This is a genomic window from Falsiroseomonas frigidaquae (assembly GCF_012163145.1).
GTDB classification, from domain to species: Bacteria; Pseudomonadota; Alphaproteobacteria; order Acetobacterales; family Acetobacteraceae; genus Falsiroseomonas; species Falsiroseomonas frigidaquae.
Map to the genome: position 1 here is coordinate 136,086 of NZ_JAAVTX010000001.1, position 18,961 is coordinate 155,046.

Genomic DNA, 18,961 nt, shown 5'->3' on the forward strand with positions numbered 1-18,961 from the left:
AAGATGAAGCCCGTTCAGCCGATTTCGGGAAGCTGGCGCCGGCGCAGCACGTCCACCGTGGCCTGCGCGGTGCTGGCGGCGATCCCCAGGCGCTGCATGGCGAAATCGGCCATGCCGAGAGCGATCTCGCGTTCGCCCATCATCACCAGCCCGACCTCCGCCTCCGCCTCCAGCCAGCTTGTCTCCGTCTCCGAATGGCTGCGGACCACGGTCTGGATGGCGGGATTGGCCTGGCGGGCCAGGCGCAGCACCTCCCGCGCCTCCAGCGCGCCGGGCAGCGCCAGGATCAGGATGCGGGCGCGTTCGGGATGCGCGGCGGCGAAGACCTCCGGCCGCGTCGCATCGCCCCAGATGGCGGGGATGCCCTCCGCCGTCAGGCGCTCGACCGCGGCGCGGTTCTCCTCCATCACGATCAGCGGCAGGTGGTGGCGGCGCAGCGCACCGATCACGGTGGCGCCGACGCGCCCGGCGCCGACGACGATGGCGTGCTGCTCGATCAGTGGCCAGGGCGCCGGCGCCGGCCCGGCGGGCTTCGCCGGCCTTGGGCGCTGCGCGGCCCGATGCGCCATGTGGCGTTCCAGCCTGGGGGCCAGCGCCTCCGCCGCCTTCAGCAGCAGGGGGGTGGCGATGATGCTGCCGATCGCGGCCATCAGCACCGGGCCGCGCACCGTATCCGGCAGCAGGCCCTGGCGGATCGAGACCTCGGTCAGCAGGAAGGAGAATTCGCCGATCTGCGACAGGCCGGCCGCCACCAGCAGCGCGAGGCGCGGCGCCACGCCGAAGGCCAGCAGCAGCACCAGCACGCTGCCGCCGATCGCCAGCATGACGGAGAGGGTGGCGGCGAAGGCGGCCAGCGGCTGCCCCGCCACCTGGGACAGATCCAGCAGCAGCCCGACCGAGACGAAGAAGATGGCGGAGAAGATGCGCGTCAGCGGCGTGGCTTCCGCCGCCGCCTGGTGGCCGACATCGCTCTCCCCCAGCAGCACGCCGGCAAAGAAGGCGCCGAGTGCGAAGGACACCCCGAACAGGGAGGAGGCGAGCACCGCCACGCCCAGCGCGGCGGCCAGCACCGCCAGGGTGAACAACTCCCGCGACCCGCCACGGGCGACGCGGGTCAGCGCCCAGGGCAGCGCGCGGCGGCCGACCAGCACCATCAGCAGCACGAAAGCGGCGAGCGACAGGGCGGCCTGGCCCAGCCCCCACAGAAGGGCGCCCGCGCCCGCCCCGGCACCGCCGGCGAGTGCCGGCAGCAGCACCAGGGCGAAGACCACGACCAAGTCCTGCATCACCAGCCAGCCGAGGGCCAGCCGGCCCGCCGCGCCGCCGAGCTTGCCGCGCTCCTCCAGCGATTTGGTGGCCACCGCGGTGGAGGAAATCGCCAGTGCCAGGCCAAAGGCGAAGGACACGCCGGGCGCCAGGCCGAGCAGCGCCTGGCCCACCAGCGCGCCGAAGCCGCAGGCCACCAGGATCTGCAGCACCGCGCCCGGCACCGCCACACGCCACACCGCCAGCAGGTCCGCCGCGCGGAAATGCAGCCCGATGCTGAACAGCAGCAGCGCCACGCCGATTTCCGCCATGGCGGAGACCATGCCGCGTTCCGCCACCGCACCGGGCAGGTAGGGCCCGATCAGCATGCCGGCGGCGATGTAGCCAATCAGCGCCGGCAGCCGCAGCAGGCGCGCGCCGGTGCCGAAGATGAAGGCGAGCAGGATGCAGGCGACGATGGTCGCCAGCATGGGGTCGGGTCCGTGCGGCATGGCAACAGCATAGGCCCCCGGCGGGACGCCGAACAGGATGCGGCGGGACGCCGAACAGGATGCGGCGGGACGCCGAACGGGGCACGGCGGGATGCCTGAGCTGCACGCCGCGGTACGGCCGGTGGTTGATGCCGCAGGCGCGCCTTGCCACCATGCGCCGGATGCGCGCCCCCGATCCCTTCGAGATGAACTTCGCCCGCGGCACCATGCTCGCCTGGGACCCGCCCGCGCCGCGCCCGGATGCGCCCGCGCTGGTGCTGCTGCACGGCGCGGCCTGCGGCGCCTGGGTCTGGGCGGAGGGTTTCGCAGGGAGGCTCGCGGCCGCCGGCCATGCGGTCTTCGCGCCGGGCTTCAGCGCCCAGCGCAACGGCGCCCCCGCCGGGCTCGGCGACTACGCGGCGGATGCCCGGGCGGCGATCGATTCGCTGCATCGCCGCGTGGTGCTGGTCGGGCATTCGCTCGGCGGGCTGGTGGCACAACGGCTGCTGGATGCGCCGGAGGTGGCGGGCCTGATCCTGCTGGCCCCGGCGCCACCGGAGGGCCTCGCCTGGGCCAATTGGCGCCTCGCCATGGCCGACCCGCCGCTGTGGCGCGCCGTGGCCCGGATGACGGAGGCCGGCGGCACGGCGGCGGAGGCGGCGGTGCTGCGCCGCGCGCTGTTCGGGCCGGGCATGCCGGAGGCGCTGGCGCTGCACCATCTGTCCCGCATGGGCCGGGAAAGCCGCGTGGCGCTGCTGGAGGCGCAGGCGCCGCAGCCGGTGCCGCCGGCCTGGAGCCTGGGCAAGCCGGCGGTGGTGTTCGGCGGCAGGCGGGACCCGCTGGTGCCGCCGGATGCCGTGGTCCGCACCGCCGCCTGGCACGCCGCGCCCTTCGCGCTGCTCGATGGAATGGGCCATGCGATGATGCTCGACATGGGCTGGGAAGCCCTGGCGGATCGCCTGGCGGGATGGCTGGAGGAAAGCTTCAAGTGATGGAAACGGTCCTGGTCACGGGCGGCTCGGGCGGCATCGGCCGCGCCATCGCGCGGCGCGCGGCGGAGGCCGGCTGGCGCGTGGTGAACCTCGATCTGCGCCCGCCGGAGAGCCCCCTGCCCGCCGAAGATTTTCTGGAGTGCGACTTCGCTGACCTGGACGCCACGCGGATGGTGCTGGCGCAGGTCGCGGACCGGCACGCGCCGACGCGGCTGGTGAACAATGTGGGCGTGGTGAAGCCGGCCTCGCTGGAGGAGACCTCGGTCGAGGACCTGGCGACGGTGACGGACGTCAACCTGCGCAGCGCGGTGCTGGCGGCGCAGGCGCTGCTGCCGGCGATGCGCGCGGCGGGGTCCGGACGCATCGTCAACATCGCCTCCCGCGCCGCGCTCGGGAAGGAGTTGCGGACTGCCTATGGCGCCAGCAAGGCCGGGCTGATCGGCCTGGCACGGACCTGGGCGCTGGAACTGGCGGCGGACGGCATCACGGTGAACGCCATCGGCCCGGGACCGATCGCGACGGAGTTGTTCAAGCGCGCCAACCCGGACAACAGCCCGCGCACCCGCGCAATCATCGAGGGCGTGCCGGTGAAGCGGCTCGGCACGCCGGAGGATGTGGCCAATGCCGTGCAGTTCTTCCTGGACGATCGCAGCGGCTTCGTGACGGGACAGGTTCTGTATGTCTGCGGCGGGCTGACGGTGGGGCTGGCGCCGATCTGATGGCGCCCTTCTGATGTCACGCCGGCTGATGTCACGCCGGGCGCCGCGGGACAGCGCGATGCAGCATCCCGGAACCGGCCTCGGCCGGAGGATGTGGGTTGACAGGACGCCGCGGCGCCGGCCTGATCCGCGCATGAACCGCACCGCCAGCCCCAGCCGGTATTACGCGCCGCTCCCATAGCGGCCGGGTGCTTCATGTTCCCTCAACCGCCTCGTCCCTGGCGGTTGCGATCCACGAACAACCTCCAGCCGTCGAAGCGCCCCATGGAGATCGCGCGATGATGGAGTTGTCCGGCGGCGTGGCCCAGGCCAGCCATGTCTTGGAAATTCCCGAACTGGGCCTGATCGGCTTCGGTGCCTTCGGCCGGCTGATGGCGCGCCACCTGCAGCCGTATTTCCGCCTGCTGGCGCATGACAGCGCCGAGGCGCCCGCACCCGCGGAGGGTGTGACCTTCACCGACCTGGCGAGGGCGGCAGCCTGCCCGGTGGTGGTCCTGGCGGTACCGGTGGACCAGCTTCCCGCGGTCATCGCGGCGCTGCGGCCACATCTGCGGCCCGGCACGGTGGTGGTGGATGTCGGCTCGGTGAAGGTGAGGCCCACCGAGGCCATGCTGGCGGGGTTGCCGCCGGATGTGGAGATCGTCGGCACCCATCCGCTGTTCGGCCCGCAAAGCGCACGGCAGGGCATCGCCGGGCTGAAGCTGGCGCTCTGCCCGATCCGCGGTCGCAGCGCCTTCCGCATCGGTGCCTTCCTGCGGCGCGTGCTGCGGCTGCGCGTGGTGCTGACGACGCCCGAGGCGCATGACCGGGAGATGGCGGTGGCGCAGGGCCTGACCCATCTCATCGCCGCCGTGCTGGTAAGGATGGAGCCGCTGCCCACCCGCATGACGACGCGGAGCTTCGGCCTTCTGATGCAGGCGGTCGGCATGGTGCGGCACGACCCGCCCGGCGTCTTCGACGCGATCGAGCGGGCCAACCCCTATGCCGCCGAGGTCCGCGCCCGGTTCCTGGACCTGACGGCGGAGATGGGCCGGGCGCTGGCGCACCCGGCCGAGGGCTGAAGCGAGGTCAGGCCAGCGCCGTCCTCTCCCGCCGGCTGCGCACGAAATTCCAGCCGAGGATGGGCGCCGCGATGGCGACGCCTACTGCAGTCAGCGGGCCGCTCGGCGAGATCGTCATCAGCGCAGCCACCACCAGCCCGATCTGGGAGCCGACGCCCATATGGGTGAAGGCGTAGCCGGTCAGCCCGAGGCCCAGCACCAGCACGCCGAGCGCGCAGGTGAAGGTGACGAACAGGAAGCTGGTCAGGGTGAAGTCATCCACCATGATCAGCATGACCGGCGCATAGGCGAAGACGAAGGGCACCGTGGCCTTCGCCGAGCCCAGCCGGAAGGCGGTCAACCCGGTGCGGAACGGGTTGGACCCCGCGATGCCCGCCGCCGCATAGGCCGCGACGCAGACCGGCGGCGTAAGGTCCGCCAGGATGCCGTAGTACAGGATGAACAGATGCGCGGCCAAAGGCGGCACGCCGAGCTGGATGACGGCCGGCGCCGCGATCGCCGCCAGCACGATGTACAGCGCCGTGGTCGGGATGCCCGCACCCATGACGATGCAGATCAGCGCAACGAACAGCAGAGTCAGGAACAGCGTCAGCCCGGCCAGGCTGCCGAAGCTCGCCGGCAGGATGTCGAAGATCGGCGCGAACCACTGCGCCGTGCTGGCCGCCGCCTGGGTCACGATGAAGCCGACGCGGAAGCCGGCGCCGGTCAGCGTCACCACGCCCACCACCATGCCGACAGCCGCCGCCGCCGCGCCGACCGCCAGCGCGTAGCGCGCGCCCATGTCCAGCGCATCCCACAGGTCACGCAGGGTCAGCCGGTTGCGCGGGTTCAGGAAGCCCACGATGACGCAGAGCGTGATGCCGACGAAGGCGGCCAAGTAGGGCGTGTAGCCATCGACGATGACCCAGACCAGCGCCACCAGCGGGATCACCGTGGGCCAGCCATCGCGGATGGTCGGCCACAGCTTGGGGATCTCATGCGGCTCCATGCCGCGCAGGCCCAGGCGCTTGGCCTCGAAATGCACCTGCACGAAGACGCCCCAGAAATGCATCGCCGCCGGCACCGCCGCCGCGATCAGCAGCGTGGTCAGCGGGATTTCCAGGAACTCGATCATGACGAAGGCGGCAGCGCCCATGATCGGCGGGGTGATCTGCCCGCCCGCGCTGGCCGCGGCCTCCACGGCGCCGGCGAAATGCGGCTTGTAGCCCACCTTCTTCATCGCCGGGATGGTCAGCGACCCGGTGGTGACCGTGTTGGCGATGGAGGACCCGCTGATGCTGCCGAACATGGCCGAGGCCAGCACCGCCACCTTGGCCGGCCCGCCCGGATAGCGCCCGGCGATCACGCTCGCCAGGTCGATGAAGAACTGGCCCAGGCCCATGCGGGTGGCGATCACGCCGAACAGCACGAAGTGGAAGACGAAGGTCGCCACCACCTTGGCCGGGATGCCGAAGATGCCCTCGCCCGTCAGGTAAACGTGGTTGACGAAGCCGGACCAGTCGGAGCCCGGATGCGCCAGCACGCCGGACAGGTGATTGCCCCACAAGGCATAGCCGATGAAGACGCAGACGATGATGGGCAGGATCGGCCCCATCGATCGCCGCGTCGCCTCCAGCACCAGCACCACCATGATGGTGCCCATCACCACATCGGTCTGCGATGGGTTGCCGATGCGGAAGGTCAGGTCGTCGAAGATCAACGGCAGGTAGATCGTGGCGGCGGTGATCAACACCGCAAAGATCCAGTCCAGCACCGGCACGCCGCCGATCTTCGGACCCACGGACAGGAAGCCGCCCGGGAACAGCAGGAAGATCAGGCTGAGCACGGCGGCCAGGTGGATCGCCTTGTGCCAATGCTCGGTCAGGATGCCGAAGCCGGCGGTGTAGTAGTGGAACACCGACAGCGAAACGAGCATGACGGAGACCAGCCGGGCGGTGAAGCCTGTCAGGTCGCGGAAGCGCAGTTCGGTATCTGCCTCCTTCTCCAGCCGCGCCGCGGCGTCGAGGTCTAGTTTGTTGGGCGCGGGGGAGCCGCTCATCGTCGGGGCCTCGGGTACGGAATTGAAACAGTCCAGAACGCAGAACCCGGCCCGACGCTTTCGCGTGGGCCGGGCGGAGGGGGTTCAGCCGGCGCTAATCAGCGCAGGATGTTGTTCTCGCGGTAGTAGCGCTCGGCGCCCGGGTGGAACGGCACCACGCCGCGGCCGGTCAGCGCGCCTTCCTTGACGATCTCGCGGCCCTTGGCGTGGCCACGGTCCAGCAGGCCGCGGGTGGTGTTCGACCACAGCGCGCGGGTGATGGCGTAGACCGTCTCCTCCGGCACCGTGTCCCGCACCGCCAGCACGGCGCCGACGGTCAGGGTCGGCACATCCGCTTCCAGGCCCTCATAGGCGGTGCGCGGGATGGTGCCGGTGCCGTAGAAGGGCGCGCGCTCGATCACCTTCTGCGCCTCGGCGCCCGTGATCGGCAGGATGCGGCAGCCGGCGCGGCTGCAGAATTCGGTGAAGGCGGCGGCCGGGTAGCCGACCACGGTGAAGGTCGCGTCCAGGCCGCGATCCTGCATCCGCTCCGTCCCCTGCGCCTGGTTCAGGAATTCCGCGGTGTATTCGCGGCCGGCGCGCAGGCCATTGGCCTCCAGGATCATCTCCGCGCCGATGCGCGCGCCGCTGGCCTGCAGGCCGATGGCGATGCGCTTGCCCTGCAGGTCGGAGAAGCCACGGATCGCGCTGTCGCGGCGCACCACGGCGTGGATGTGTTCCGGGAACAGATGCGCCACGAAGCGCAGGCGGTCGACCTTCGGGCGGCCCTCGAACAGGCCGGTGCCGGTGTAGGACCAATGCGCCACGTCGGACTGGGTGAAGCCGGCCTCGGCGTTGCCGGACTGGATCAGGTTGACGTTCTGCACGCTGCCCTGGGTCGCGACGGCGACGGCGACCATGCCGGGCACGCCATCGGTGGCGCCGGCGGCGTTGCAGGGCGCGCCAGGGGGGCAGGAGATCGCGTTCGCGATGATGCCGCCGATCGGGTAGTAGGTGCCACCGGCCGAGCCCGTACCGATGCGGAAGAACTGCGGCGCCTGCGCGGAAGCCAGGCCGGGGGCCCCGATGGAAGCGGCGGCGGCGCCGGCAGCGGCGAGGCCGAGGCCGCGCCGCGTCATGGTGAATTCGTTCATTTCTTCTTCCTCTTTGGAGTCTGCCAGCGGCGGCACACTAGGCGGGGACCGGGGGCTGCGACAACTACCCCGCTGGTACCCCGCTGGTACCCCGCTGGCTCCCCCATTCGCACCCCGCCGGCGCTTGGCGGCCCCCGCGCAGGTGCCTTCAGGCCAGGCGACGGGCCCGGCGCCGGGGGGCTGGCAAGGCCTGCTGCCGGGCCGAGGGCTGGCTGGCATCGGTCGCCTGGAAGCGGCGCTTGCCGCCGGCGATATGCGCCTCCCCCGCCGCGCGGGCCGCCAGCGCATCACCGGCCGCGATGGCGGCCAGGATGGCGGCGTGCTCGGCGTTGCTTTCGCGCATGTTCTCCGGCTCCACCAGCGCGCGACGGCGGAACAGGTGCAGCTCGTTGCCCAGATCCTCATACAGCCGCTGGCCGCGCGGGCCGCCGCCCTGCAGCAGGGCGGCGTGGAAGTCGAGGTTGGCGGCATAGTATTCGGTCGCCGCATCCGCTTCCCAGGCCGCCTCCATCCGTCGCAGCAGGGCGCCCAGCGCCTCGAGCTGCGCCGGCGTCGCGGTGCCGGCCAGCCGGGCACAGGCCAGGCCGGTCAGCGCCGCGCGCAGATCGTAGATCTCCAGCGCCTCCGCCGCGCTGACACTGCGGACATAGCTGCCCTGGTTGCGGACGGAGACCACCAGGCCCGAACGCTCCAGCCCGCGCACCGCTTCCCGCACCGGGCCGCGGGAGACGCCGAGGCGGAGCGCCAGCTGCTGTTCGTTCAGCCTTTCCCCGGCCGGCAGCGCGCCGGAAAGGATCATCGCCTCCAGTTCCTGCGAGACCAGCGAGGCGAGCGAGCGCGTCCGCACGATGTCGAGCGCCGTGGGCGGCGATGCAGGTGGCGTGGGATCATCCTCCATGGCGGGAAACTCGCTTTGGCAAGTGCAGGCTGTCAACAGTTTGCCGGGGCCAGGGCCGGTGCTAGAGATGCCCGACGCGAAGGAGAAACGCCATGGCCCCCACCGAAGCGACGCCCCCGCAGGCGTCATCGTCCGCGATGCCCCAGGCATCGACTGCCCTCTCCCGCTTCACCGTCCTGGACCTGACCCGCGTGCGCTCGGGCCCGACCTGCGTGCGGCAGCTGGCCGATTGGGGCGCCAAGGTCATCAAGATCGAGATGCCGGAAGGGCTGGACCAGGGCGACCCGATGGGCGGCCCGCGCATGGGCTCCGACTTCCAGAACCTGCACCGCAACAAGCGCGGCATGACGCTGAACCTGAAGGACAAGGACGGCGTCGCCCTGCTGAAGAAGCTGGTCGAGAAGGCCGATGTGGTGGTGGAGAACTTCCGGCCCGACGTGAAGACGCGGCTGGGCATCGACTATGAGGCGCTGTCGGCGGTGAACCCGAAGCTGGTCTATGCCAGCATTTCCGGCTTCGGCCAGGATGGCCCCTATGCCGGCCGGCCGGGCTTCGACCAGATCGCGCAGGGCATGGGCGGGCTGATGTCCATCACCGGCCTGCCGGGCCAGGGCCCGGTGCGCGTCGGCATCCCGATCGCCGACCTGACCGCCGGCCTGTTCGCCGCCCAGGGCATCATGATCGCGCTGCTGGAGCGGGAAGTCTCGGGCAAGGGCCAGTGGGTGCAGACCAGCCTGCTGCAGGCGCAGATCTTCATGCTGGACTTCCAGGCCAGCCGCTGGCTGATGCAGGGCGAGGTGCCGAAGCAGGCCGGCAACAACCACCCGACCAGCATCCCCACCGGCGTCTTCAAGACCAGCGACGGCTACATCAACATCGCCGCCACCGGCCAGCGGATCTGGGAGCGTTGCTGCCAGGCCTTCGGCAAGCCGGAATGGGTGAAGGATGCGCGCTTCGCCACCGGCGACGCCCGCAGCAAGAACCGCGACGTGCTGAACGAGGGCATCGAGGCCGTCACCCTCACCAACACCTCCGCCCATTGGGTCGAGGCGCTGAACGACCAGGGCGTGCCCTGCGGCCCGATCTACAAGGTGGATGAGGTCTTCGCGGACCCGCAGGTGCAGCACCTCGGCATCGCTAAGACCTTGAACGGCGGCAATCGCGGCGAGGTGGCCTATGTCGGCCAGCCGATCGACATGTCCCGCACGCCGTCGAACATCGTGACCCACCCGCCGGCGATCGGCGAGCACACGGATGCGGTGCTGGCCGAGCTTGGCCTGGATGCGGCGACCATCGCCGACCTGCGCGCACGGCACGTGGTCTGACTTGGTTGCCCCTCTCCCTCATTGAGGGAGAGGACTTTTTCATGTGGAGAGGGTGGTGCGATGGACGGCATGATCGTGACGGGTTCGGAGAAGATGCTGGCCCGCAAGGCCGATGGCATCGGCTGGGTGACCTTCAACAACCCGGAGCGGCACAACGCCGTCTCCATGGAGATGTGGGAAGCGCTGGAGCGGATCATGGCCGACTACACGGCCGATCCGGCGGTGCGAGTCGTGGTGCTGACCGGAGCCGGTGGCCGCGCCTTCGTCTCCGGCGCCGACATCTCGAAGTTCGAATCCGAGCGCAGCGGCGAGGCCGCGGTGGCCGCCTACCAGGCGCAGACGGCGCGCGCCTATGACGCGGTTTATGATTGCCCGAAGCCCACCATCGCCATGATCCAGGGCCATTGCATCGGCGGCGGCACCGCGCTGGCCGTGTGCTGCGACATGCGGATCTGCGGCGAGACGGCGAGCTTCGGCGTGCCGGCGGCGAAGCTCGGCCTGGGCTACCCGCTGCACGGCCTGCGCAAGCTGGTCGACCTGGTCGGCCCCTCCTTCGCCAAGGAGATCTTCTTCACCGCGAAGAAGTGGTCCTCCGAGGATGCCCGCGTGATGGGGCTGGTGAACCGCGTGGTGCCGAACGACCAGCTCGAGGCCTTCGTGACGGATTACGCAAAGACCATCGCCGGCAATGCGCCACTGACGGTGGGCAGCGCGAAGTTCATCATCGGCCAGGCGCTGAAGGATCGCGGCGAGGCGGATGAGGCGAAGTGCGACGCCATGGTCAAGGCCTGCTTCGCCAGCGAGGATTACGTGGAAGGCCGCCGCGCCTTCATGGAAAAGCGCCCGCCCCAGTTCCAGGGACGCTGATCAGCGGTCGCTGATCAAGGGACGCCGAGCCGAAGGGCCGCCGCGCTCTGGACGGGCGGCGGGGTCCGGTGCATGTGGCGGGGGATAGTTCCGGAGACCCGCCGATGCACCGCACCACCCGCCGCCTGATCCTGGGCAGCATCCTCGGCACACCCTTCATCGCGCGCGCCCAGGGTGTGGCCCAGGGCGCCTGGCGCCCGAGCCGGCCGATCCGCCTCGTGGTGCCCTTCGCGCCGGGCGGGCTGACGGACATCCTGGCCCGCGCCGCGGCGGACCGCATGGCCCCGTTGCTCGGCCAGCCGGTGGTGGTGGAGAACCGCGCCGGCGCCGGCGGCAACCTGGCGGCGGAAGCCGTCGCCCGCGCCACGCCGGACGGCCACGCGCTGCTGGTGGCGACGCAGGGCATCATCGCCATCAACAAGGCGATGTTCGCCCGCCTGTCCTACGACCCGGACGCGGATTTCGTCCCGATCGCCATGCTGGCGCAGCAGCCCAACCTGCTGGTGGTCTCGCCGCAGGCGCTGCCGGATGTCACCAGCCTGGCCGGGCTGATTGCCAAGGTGAAGGCGACTCGGGGCGGCATGCCCTATGGTTCCAACGGCGTCGGCTCCTTCACCCATCTGTCCATGGAGCTGTTGCGCTCCACCGCCGGGCTGGAAATGACCCATGTGCCCTATCGCGGCAGCGCCCCGCTGCTGACGGACATGGTGGCCGGCACCATCCCCTTCGCATTCGACGGCCTCGCCACCTCCGCCCCGCAGGTCGGGCCGGGCGGCGCGCTGCGGGCCATCGCCGTCACCTCCGCCACCCGCTTCCGCGCCATGCCGGAGGTTCCGGCAGTGGCGGAGACGCTGCCGGGCTTCGATGCCAGCCCCTGGTACGGCATCTTCGCGCAGTCGAAGCTGGAGGCGCCGGTGCTGGAGGCGCTGGAGGCCGGCTTCCGCCAGGTGCTGGAAAGCCCGGAATGGGCGGCGGTGCTGGAACAGCGCCGGGCGGATGCCATGCCGCAGGGCCGCGCCGCGCTGGTGCCGCTGATGGCCCGTGAACGCCGGGTGTGGCGCGAGGCGGTGGCCCGCTCCGGTGCCCGCGCGGATTGAGCCTTTTCACGGTCATTCCTGCCGCTTTCGAAGGCCCGGCCGGCACGGTCGCACGCAAGGCGCGGCTGCTGCTGCTGGACAGCCTGGGCTGTGCACTGGCCGGCCTGCGCCATCCGCGCGTCGCCGCCTTCGCCCGGGCGATGCAGGCGGGCTTTCCCGGTCCGGTGGCCCTTGGCGGCGCGCGGCTGGCCCCCGCCGCGGCGGCCGCGGTGCTCTCGGCCGCCACCTGCTGGGACGAGGCGAATGAGGGGTTGGCCCGTGCCCATGGCCGCCCCGCCTTGCCAGTGGCGCCGCTCGCCCTGGTGGCGCGGGCGCAGGGCGCCGACCCGGCCCTGGCGCTGACCGCCTTCGCGCTGGGCTACGAGGTCGCGGCCCGCGCCGGGGAGGCCTGGCGGATCAGGCCCGGGATGCATGTGGACGGGTCCTGGCACAGCCTCGGCGCCGCCGCCTGCGCGGCGCGGCTGATGGGGCTGGATGCGGATGGGGTGGCCCGCGCGGTGCGGCTCGTCGCCTGCCAGGTGCCCTTCGCGCTCTACGCGCCGATCGCCGCCGGGATGGATGGGCGCAACAGCTATCCCGCCCATGCCGCGTTGCTCGGCCAGATGGCGGCCGCGGCGGCCGCCGCCGGGATGGATGCGCCGGAGGCCGGCTTCGCCGAGGCGCGGCGCATCGCGCTCGGCCATGATGCACCGGCCGTGATGGCGCCCCCTGGCGAATGGCTGCTGGAGGAGAGTTATCAGAAACCCTTCGCCGGGGTGCGGCACGCGCATTACGCCGCCGCCGCCGCGCTCGCGCTGCGCCCCCGCCTGGCCGGCCCGCCGCTCCGCATCACGCTGGCCACCTATGCCGAGGCGCTACGCTATGCCGGCAACCGTGCGCCCGCCGCCGCCATCTCGGCGCAGTTCAGCCTGAGCTGGGCGGTGGCCGCGGTGCTGGCGCAGGGTGATCTCGGCCCCGCCGCCTATACCGAGGCGGCCCTGGCGGACCCGGCACTGCGCGCGCTGGAGGCGGCGGTGGAATTGCGCGAGGATGCGGCGATGACCTCCTCGGGCACACGCGGCGCCACCGTCACCATCGATGGGCTGTCGGAGACGGTGCGCCATGTCACCGGCGACCCGGGCCACCCGATGACCGAGGCCGAGACCATCGCCAAATTCACCCGCTTCGCCACCCCGGCCCGGGGCGAGGCCGGAACTGCGCGCGCCATCGCGGCGCTGCTGCAGGACGCACCGGCGGAGGGCCTGTTCGATGTACGGTGAGACCGAGGTGCTGGTCGCCGGCGCCGGACCCGTCGGCCTGGCCCTGGCGCTGGCCCTGACGCGGCGCGGCATGGCGGTGCGGGTGCTGGAGAAGCGGGAGGGCCTGTCCGCCGCCTCCCGCGCCTCCACCGTCCATCCGCCGACACTGGATGCGCTGGAGGAACTCGGCGTGCTGGCGCCGCTGTTGCCGGGCGGCGTCCGGGTGGACCGGATCCTTTGGCAGCAGGTGGAGGCGGGCGCCAGGGTGGGGGCCAAGGCCGGGATCGACCTCGGCATCCTCGGCGGCGAGACCGGCTTCCCCTTCCGCTGGCATCGCGAACAGCAGGACCTGACGCCGGCCCTGCTCGCCGCGCTGCCCACGGGCAGCGTGCGCTTCGGCGCCGGGGTGACGGCGCTGGCGCAGGATGATGCCGGGGTGACGCTGCGCGCGGCGGATGGCAGCACGCATCGCGCCCGCTACGCCGTGGGTTGCGACGGCGCCTCCGGTGCCATCCGCGGCCTGGCGGGGATTGGCGCGGAGACCAGTGACTACGCCCATCGCGTGCTGCGGCTGCTGACACCGCTGGACCTGCGGGATGTGGTGCCGGGGCTGGATGGGCTGGGCTACCTGTTCGACGGGGACGGGTCCTGTTCGCTGCTGCGGATGCCGGAGAACTGGCGCCTGATCTTCCGTATCCACCCCGACATGTCGGACGCGGATGCGATGGCGGAAGCGCATGCCCGCGCCCGCATCGCGCGCTTCCTGCCATCGGCGCAGGACATGGAGATTTCGGGCCGCGACGTCTATGGCGTGAGCCGCGCCATGGCCACCAGCTACCGCGCCGGGCGGGTGCTGCTGGCGGGCGATGCGGCCCACCTGACCAATACGCGCGGCGGCATGAACATGAATGCCGGCATCCATGACGCGATGACGCTGGCGGCCACGCTGGACCTGGTGCTGGGCGGCGAGCCGGAGCGGCTGTTGCAGGACTGGGCCGATGCGCGCCTGGCGGTGGTGCGCGACGCGCTGCTGCCCCGGACCGACAGCCGCGTCTCGGGCAGCCCGGCGGAGGAAGTCGCCCGGATGGCGGCCCTGTCGCCCGATGGGCAGCGGATCTGGGCGCGGCAGGCCTCGATGCTGGACCTCGCCCGGATCGGGATGCCCACATGAGCTGGCCCGCGCCGCGCCATGTGCCGACGCATCGCATCGGGCTGCTGGCACCCTCCGCGAACCCGGCGGTGGAGCCGGAGCTGCGCGACCTGCTGGTGCCCGGCGCCGCGCTGCATGTCACCCGCCTGCCGGTGATGCCGGGCACCACGCTGGAGCAGCGTAACGCCGCCTACCCCGCCGCGATCGCCGCGGCGCTGGGGGATTTCGGCGCGCTGGCGCTGGATGCGATGGTGGTGGGCCTGACCGGGCCGAGCTACGCGCTGCCGCCCACGGAGGATGAGGCGCTGCAGGACCGCCTAGCCGCGACCGCCGGCAGCCCGGTGCTGCTGGCCGCGCGCGCCATCGCGCTGTCAGTCCAGGCGCTTGGCCGGCCCAGGCTGTTGCTGGTCTCACCCTATCCGGGCTGGCTGACGGAGCGTGCCGAACGCTACTGGCGTGCCGCGGGCCTGACGCTGGTGGACAGCCTGAAGCTCTCCGAGACCTTCCGCGCCTATGAGATGTCGCCGGAGGAGGTGGCGGATGGCCTGGCGCGTCTGTCGCCGCCGGCCGATTGCGCCGTGCTGCTCTCCGGCACCGGCATGCCGACGCTGGATGCCATGCAATGGATGCAGGGGCGCATCGGGGTGCCGATGCTGTCCTCGAACCTGGCCTGTGCCTTCGCGGTTTCGCAAAGGCTCGCGCTCGCCGCCAGCGCGACGCTGGCGGCCTGCTGCCCCGAACTGGCGCGGAAGCTTCAGGTTCAATAGCTTCCGGAGAAGGAGATCCGTCCGAGCTGGACGGATCGAGCTACCGACCTACTTGGTGCGCTGCTTCCGGGCGGCGTAGCGGGCGTCCCGCTTGGCCTTCTGCTCGGCGGCCATGGCCAGCGCGCGGGCCTTCTTCTCGGCGTCCAGGATCACGCTGCGGTTCTGCGCGTCGATCTCGGCGACGCGCGCGCGCTGCGCTTCCTCGGCGGCCAGGCGCTCGGCTTCCTTGCGCGCGATGGCGGCGGCGGCCTCGGCTGCGGCCTTCTCGGCGGCGATCAGGGCGGCCTCGGCGGCCTTCTCGGCTGCGCGTTCCGCGATCCGGGCGGCGCGGGCATCGGCAATTGCCTTCTGCTCCGCCATCTTCCGCTGGACCTCGGGGTCGTCGAGGCGCGCCTTCAGCGCCTGGAACTTCTCCGCGGTCTTCTTTCGGGCCTCTTCCGCCGCGTTGCGACGGTCATTGAAGTCGAACAGTTTTCGTGCCTGCATGGCCGCTATGTAGACCCTGCGCTCCTCCCGGAAAAGGGGGGATCGCTGCGCGTCCGGTGCAACCCTCCCCTGAATTGGCGGGAAGCGCTGCTTTTCCCGCTATTCCGGCGCGGCTTGTGCGCCGCTGCGCCTGCCCATAAAGCTGATGCGGCACCAGCGGAGCAGCCGGCCTGAAAGCGCATCACGTCTTCCTGCATGTGCCGAAGACCGCCGGCTCCACGCTCCGCACCGTGCTGTCCCGCCAGTATGGCGCGCGGCACGTGCTGTATTTCGACCTGGGCCATGGCGATACGCGGCCGATGGCGGAGATGGTGGCCCAGGCGCGGGCCCGCGCGGGGGCCGTCGACATCCGGCTGTATACCGGCCACCAGTATCTCGGCCTGCATGCGGCGCTGGGCGAGCCCTGCCTCTACTTCACCCTGCTGCGGGATCCGGTCGAGCGGGCGCTGTCCGAATATTTCTATGCCTTCAGCTATCCGCACCACGCGCAGCGGGCGGAAATCCTGTCCGGCGCGTTGGGGCCGATGGAGTTCCTCACCCGCCGGCATGGCGGCGGCAATGCGCAGGCGCAGCAGATCGGCGGCCGGTCGCGACGCCCCTTGCTGGAGGCGGCCCTGGCCAACCTGCACCACACCCTCGCGGTGGTGGGGGTGGCGGAGGAATTCGAGCGGTCCCTGCTGCTGATCGCCCGCCGCCTGGGCTGGTCGCCGCCGGTGCATGTGGCCCGCAACGTGACCCGGCTGGCGCCCGAGCAGGCGGCGGCGCGGAAGGTCGCGCGCGGCGAGGCGGCGGCGCATCGCGGCCTGTTCGCCACCGACCAGGCGCTGTACGCGGCCGCCCGGGCCCGCCTGGACGCCGATTGCGCGGCGGAGGGCGCGGATTTCGAACGGGCGCTGGCCGCCTTCCGCCGCTGCCAGGCAGCGCTGGCGGAAGGCGCCGGCGATGCGGTGTTCGAACGCTATGAATTCCGCGGCGACGACGCCCTGCCCCCCTGGGCCGCCGCGGTGCTGGCCGGGCCGGACCATGCCGAGGTCGCCGGCTTCCTGGCCCAGCCGCCCCGCCCGTTTCAGCCGCCGGTGAACCTGCATGGGCAGGTGGAGCGTGTGGAGGGCGGCCTGGTGCAGGGCTGGGCCACGGATCTGATGGCGCTGCGGCCGGTGACCCTGCGGCTGATGGCGGGCGATACGCCGCTCGGCGCCACCCGCGCGCAGCTTTTCCACCCCGGCGAGGCGCCCGCGCGCTTCGCCCGCGGCTGCTGCGGCTTCCGGCTGCGCCTGCCGGAAGGCGCCGGCCCGCTGCGGCTGGTGGCGGAGGGGACGAATATCGCCCTGCCCGATCCGGACGGCCTGCTCGGGTAAGCCTTCGCCCTTCACGCCTGACAGGCTATAGGCCCCGGCATGAGTGACACCTCGGCCCTCGACAACGTCGCGCGCGAAGCCGCGCGGCGGCGCACCTTCGCCATCATCGCCCACCCGGACGCCGGCAAGACCACGCTGACGGAGAAGCTGCTGCTCAAGGGCGGCGCCATCCAGCTGGCCGGTGCCGTGCGCGCCAAGGGCAATGCGCGGCGCACCCGGTCCGACTGGATGAAGATCGAGCAGGATCGCGGCATCTCCGTCGCGACCAGCGTGATGACCTTCGAGCGCGACGGCATGGTGTTCAACCTGCTCGACACGCCGGGCCACGAGGATTTCTCGGAAGACACCTATCGCACCCTGACCGCGGTGGACGCGGCTGTAATGGTGCTGGACGCCGCGAAAGGTATCGAGAGTCAAACTCGAAAACTGTTCGAGGTGTGCCGGCTGCGGGACATCCCGATCGTCACCTTCGTCAACAAGATGGACCGCGAGGCGCGCGACCCCTTCGAGCTGATCGACGAGATCCAGCAGACCCTGGCGCTGGACGCCGCCCCCGTGGCCTGGCCGGTCGGCCGCGCCAATACCTTCTGGGGCACCTACGACATCCTGGCGAAGCGCCTGATGCCGGTGGATGCGACGGAGGAAGGCGGCATCCCGGTGGAGGGGCCGGACGACCCGAAGATCGCGGCGCTGGTGGGCGAGGAACGCGCCACCCAGCTCTATGAGGACATCCTGCTGGCGGAGGCCGGGCTGGCGGCTTTCGACCTGGCGAAGTTCCGCGAAGGCACCCTCACCCCGGTCTATTTCGGCTCCGCGCTGCGCGATTTCGGCGTCGGCCACCTGTTGGAGGGTCTGGCCGATTTCGCCCCGCCGCCCGGCGACCGCGAATCCGACAAGCGCCCGGTGCATGCGGCGGAGGAGAAGCTGACCGGCTTCGTCTTCAAGGTGCAGGCCAACATGGACCCGAACCACCGGGACCGCGTGGCCTTCGTGCGGCTGTGCTCCGGCCGGCTGACCAAGGGCATGCGGCTGCGCCAGGTCCGCACCGGCAAGCAGGTGCCGGTGAACGCGCCGCTGTTCTTCTTCGCCAAGGAACGCCAGGTGGCGGAGGAGGCCTGGCCCGGCGACGTGGTCGGCATCGCCAACCACGGCACGCTGCGCATCGGTGACACGCTGACCGAGGGCGAGGACATCAACTTCCGGGGCGTCCCGAGCTTCGCGCCGGAAATCCTGCGCCATGTGCGGCTCGGCGACCCGATGCTGGCGAAGAAGCTGCGCACCGCGCTGGACCAGCTGGCGGAGGAAGGCGTGGTGCAGGTGTTCCGGCCGCTCGATGGGTCCCCGCCCGTGGTCGGCGTGGTCGGGCAGCTGCAGCTCGATGTGCTGAAGTCGCGGCTGGCCTTCGAATACAGCGTGCCCGCCGGCTTCGACGAGACGCGCTGGCAGACCATGCGCTGGATCTCCTCGCCCCAGGGGGGTCCGGGGGGCGGCCGCGCCGCGATCGAGAAATGGGCCGCCACCAACCGCGGCGACACCGCGACGGACCATGACGGCGAATACGTTGCCCTGTTCGGCAGCGACTGGCGCCGCAAGCGGGCGGAGGAGGAATTTCCGGACCTGCGCTTCGACGCGGTGCGGGAACAGAGCGGGCTGGTCGCGATGGTGCGCTGACCCGGCCCGGGCTCAGTTGCCCGGGATGATCTCCACCCGGCGGCTATGCGGGTCCAGCCGGGAGTGGACGTCGCGCGGCTCGGCCGGCGGGGTGGTGATCTCCAGCCGCTCCGGCACCACGCCAAGGCGCTCCAGTTCCTCCGCCACCGCCTCCGCCCGGCGCCGGCTGAACAGCCCATCCAGCCGCGGCCCCTGCTGTTCCTGCGCGAAGCCGCGGATGGTGATGGGGCCGGAGCTGGTGCGGGCGATCTGCTCCAGCAGCGCCAGGCAGGGCTCGTCCAGCGCCGCGCTGCCGCGGGGGAACAGGCAGGCGGGGGGTTCGGGCTGTGCCAGAGCCGGGGTGGTGGCGAACAGGAGCAGGGCGAGAAGGGCGCGCATGGCGGCAGGCATCCCACGTCCGGCCACGGATGGCGAGCGCCCGGCTT

General features: G+C 71.6%; 17 protein-coding genes. 11 read left to right on the top strand and 6 right to left on the bottom strand.

From position 1 onward, the window contains the following. Positions 1 to 14 precede the first annotated feature (14 nt). On the bottom strand, positions 15 to 1,757 hold the full coding sequence (locus tag HB662_RS00575; protein ID WP_168046115.1) for a cation:proton antiporter: 1,743 nt from the start codon (positions 1,755 to 1,757) through the stop codon (positions 15 to 17). A gap of 128 nt (positions 1,758 to 1,885) precedes the next feature. Between HB662_RS00575 and HB662_RS00580 the strand changes: the two genes are divergently transcribed. The 3 genes from HB662_RS00580 to HB662_RS00590 all read left to right on the top strand — a co-directional run bounded on the left by HB662_RS00580 (position 1,886) and on the right by HB662_RS00590 (position 4,508). Then, positions 1,886 to 2,728, top strand: a complete 843-nt coding sequence (locus tag HB662_RS00580) for an alpha/beta hydrolase (protein ID WP_168046117.1) — start codon at positions 1,886 to 1,888, stop codon at positions 2,726 to 2,728. Next, the gene (locus tag HB662_RS00585; RefSeq protein ID WP_168046119.1) at positions 2,728 to 3,447 is read left to right on the top strand and encodes an SDR family oxidoreductase; all 720 of its coding nucleotides are present in this window, start codon (positions 2,728 to 2,730) and stop codon (positions 3,445 to 3,447) included. Before HB662_RS00580 ends, HB662_RS00585 begins: the two co-directional genes overlap by 1 nt. 278 nt (positions 3,448 to 3,725) lie before the next feature. Then, entirely contained in the window at positions 3,726 to 4,508 is a 783-nt protein-coding gene (locus HB662_RS00590) for a prephenate dehydrogenase/arogenate dehydrogenase family protein (RefSeq protein WP_245185362.1), read from the top strand. A gap of 7 nt (positions 4,509 to 4,515) precedes the next feature. Here the strand turns inward: HB662_RS00590 and HB662_RS00595 are convergent, their stop codons facing one another. The 3 genes from HB662_RS00595 to HB662_RS00605 form a co-directional block, all read right to left on the bottom strand. Further along, positions 4,516 to 6,546, bottom strand: coding sequence for a TRAP transporter permease (locus tag HB662_RS00595; RefSeq protein WP_168046121.1), 2,031 nt, complete (start codon positions 6,544 to 6,546; stop codon positions 4,516 to 4,518). Between the two features lie 98 nt (positions 6,547 to 6,644). Beyond that, positions 6,645 to 7,679: a TAXI family TRAP transporter solute-binding subunit gene (locus HB662_RS00600; protein WP_209443051.1), complete on the bottom strand. Its 1,035-nt coding sequence runs from the start codon at positions 7,677 to 7,679 to the stop codon at positions 6,645 to 6,647. 148 nt (positions 7,680 to 7,827) lie between these two features. Next, complete coding sequence (locus HB662_RS00605) at positions 7,828 to 8,577, bottom strand: FCD domain-containing protein (protein ID WP_168046123.1); 750 nt, start codon at positions 8,575 to 8,577, stop codon at positions 7,828 to 7,830. A 92-nt stretch (positions 8,578 to 8,669) separates the two neighbouring features. Here HB662_RS00605 and HB662_RS00610 point away from each other — a divergent pair, with 92 nt between their 5' ends. The 6 genes from HB662_RS00610 (at position 8,670) to HB662_RS00635 (ending at position 15,021) form a co-directional block, all read left to right on the top strand. Continuing rightward, positions 8,670 to 9,902, top strand: a complete 1,233-nt coding sequence (locus tag HB662_RS00610) for a CaiB/BaiF CoA transferase family protein (RefSeq protein WP_245185363.1) — start codon at positions 8,670 to 8,672, stop codon at positions 9,900 to 9,902. A 60-nt stretch (positions 9,903 to 9,962) separates the two neighbouring features. Beyond that, a complete protein-coding gene (locus HB662_RS00615; RefSeq protein ID WP_209443052.1) occupies positions 9,963 to 10,769 on the top strand; it encodes an enoyl-CoA hydratase in 807 nt (268 codons plus the stop codon). 104 nt (positions 10,770 to 10,873) lie between these two features. Next, positions 10,874 to 11,866 (top strand): Bug family tripartite tricarboxylate transporter substrate binding protein, encoded by a 993-nt coding sequence (locus HB662_RS00620; protein WP_168046126.1) that lies wholly within the window; start codon positions 10,874 to 10,876, stop codon positions 11,864 to 11,866. Further along, the gene (locus HB662_RS00625; protein WP_168046128.1) at positions 11,863 to 13,125 is read left to right on the top strand and encodes an MmgE/PrpD family protein; all 1,263 of its coding nucleotides are present in this window, start codon (positions 11,863 to 11,865) and stop codon (positions 13,123 to 13,125) included. The genes HB662_RS00620 and HB662_RS00625 overlap by 4 nt, the downstream gene beginning before the upstream one ends. Then, on the top strand, positions 13,115 to 14,275 hold the full coding sequence (locus HB662_RS00630; RefSeq protein ID WP_168046130.1) for an FAD-dependent oxidoreductase: 1,161 nt from the start codon (positions 13,115 to 13,117) through the stop codon (positions 14,273 to 14,275). Before HB662_RS00625 ends, HB662_RS00630 begins: the two co-directional genes overlap by 11 nt. Further along, positions 14,272 to 15,021: a maleate cis-trans isomerase family protein gene (locus HB662_RS00635; RefSeq protein WP_168046132.1), complete on the top strand. Its 750-nt coding sequence runs from the start codon at positions 14,272 to 14,274 to the stop codon at positions 15,019 to 15,021. Before HB662_RS00630 ends, HB662_RS00635 begins: the two co-directional genes overlap by 4 nt. Before the next feature lie 48 nt (positions 15,022 to 15,069). Here HB662_RS00635 and HB662_RS00640 read toward each other — a convergent pair whose 3' ends face one another. Then, the gene (locus HB662_RS00640; protein WP_168046134.1) at positions 15,070 to 15,507 is read right to left on the bottom strand and encodes a DUF6481 family protein; all 438 of its coding nucleotides are present in this window, start codon (positions 15,505 to 15,507) and stop codon (positions 15,070 to 15,072) included. 197 nt (positions 15,508 to 15,704) lie between these two features. Here HB662_RS00640 and HB662_RS00645 point away from each other — a divergent pair, with 197 nt between their 5' ends. Continuing rightward, a complete protein-coding gene (locus HB662_RS00645) occupies positions 15,705 to 16,865 on the top strand; it encodes a sulfotransferase family protein (RefSeq protein WP_168046136.1) in 1,161 nt (386 codons plus the stop codon). Between the two features lie 39 nt (positions 16,866 to 16,904). Then, positions 16,905 to 18,536 (top strand): peptide chain release factor 3, encoded by a 1,632-nt coding sequence (locus tag HB662_RS00650; RefSeq protein WP_168046138.1) that lies wholly within the window; start codon positions 16,905 to 16,907, stop codon positions 18,534 to 18,536. A 12-nt stretch (positions 18,537 to 18,548) separates the two neighbouring features. On the opposite strand, the gene HB662_RS00655 is transcribed toward HB662_RS00650, so the two are convergent. Beyond that, positions 18,549 to 18,914, bottom strand: coding sequence for an OmpA family protein (locus HB662_RS00655; protein WP_168046140.1), 366 nt, complete (start codon positions 18,912 to 18,914; stop codon positions 18,549 to 18,551). Positions 18,915 to 18,961: the final 47 nt, after the last annotated feature.

What these genes read in the sequence shown, in the direction of transcription:
- HB662_RS00575 (WP_168046115.1), bottom strand. Translation starts at nt 1,757, where the DNA reads ATGCCGCACGGACCCGACCCCATGCTGGCGACCATCGTCGCCTGCATC.
- HB662_RS00580 (WP_168046117.1), top strand. Translation starts at nt 1,886, where the DNA reads ATGCCGCAGGCGCGCCTTGCCACCATGCGCCGGATGCGCGCCCCCGAT.
- HB662_RS00585 (WP_168046119.1), top strand. Translation starts at nt 2,728, where the DNA reads ATGGAAACGGTCCTGGTCACGGGCGGCTCGGGCGGCATCGGCCGCGCC.
- HB662_RS00590 (WP_245185362.1), top strand. Translation starts at nt 3,726, where the DNA reads ATGATGGAGTTGTCCGGCGGCGTGGCCCAGGCCAGCCATGTCTTGGAA.
- HB662_RS00595 (WP_168046121.1), bottom strand. Translation starts at nt 6,546, where the DNA reads ATGAGCGGCTCCCCCGCGCCCAACAAACTAGACCTCGACGCCGCGGCG.
- HB662_RS00600 (WP_209443051.1), bottom strand. Translation starts at nt 7,679, where the DNA reads ATGAACGAATTCACCATGACGCGGCGCGGCCTCGGCCTCGCCGCTGCC.
- HB662_RS00605 (WP_168046123.1), bottom strand. Translation starts at nt 8,577, where the DNA reads ATGGAGGATGATCCCACGCCACCTGCATCGCCGCCCACGGCGCTCGAC.
- HB662_RS00610 (WP_245185363.1), top strand. Translation starts at nt 8,670, where the DNA reads ATGGCCCCCACCGAAGCGACGCCCCCGCAGGCGTCATCGTCCGCGATG.
- HB662_RS00615 (WP_209443052.1), top strand. Translation starts at nt 9,963, where the DNA reads ATGGACGGCATGATCGTGACGGGTTCGGAGAAGATGCTGGCCCGCAAG.
- HB662_RS00620 (WP_168046126.1), top strand. Translation starts at nt 10,874, where the DNA reads ATGCACCGCACCACCCGCCGCCTGATCCTGGGCAGCATCCTCGGCACA.
- HB662_RS00630 (WP_168046130.1), top strand. Translation starts at nt 13,115, where the DNA reads ATGTACGGTGAGACCGAGGTGCTGGTCGCCGGCGCCGGACCCGTCGGC.
- HB662_RS00635 (WP_168046132.1), top strand. Translation starts at nt 14,272, where the DNA reads ATGAGCTGGCCCGCGCCGCGCCATGTGCCGACGCATCGCATCGGGCTG.
- HB662_RS00640 (WP_168046134.1), bottom strand. Translation starts at nt 15,507, where the DNA reads ATGCAGGCACGAAAACTGTTCGACTTCAATGACCGTCGCAACGCGGCG.
- HB662_RS00650 (WP_168046138.1), top strand. Translation starts at nt 16,905, where the DNA reads ATGAGTGACACCTCGGCCCTCGACAACGTCGCGCGCGAAGCCGCGCGG.
- HB662_RS00655 (WP_168046140.1), bottom strand. Translation starts at nt 18,914, where the DNA reads ATGCGCGCCCTTCTCGCCCTGCTCCTGTTCGCCACCACCCCGGCTCTG.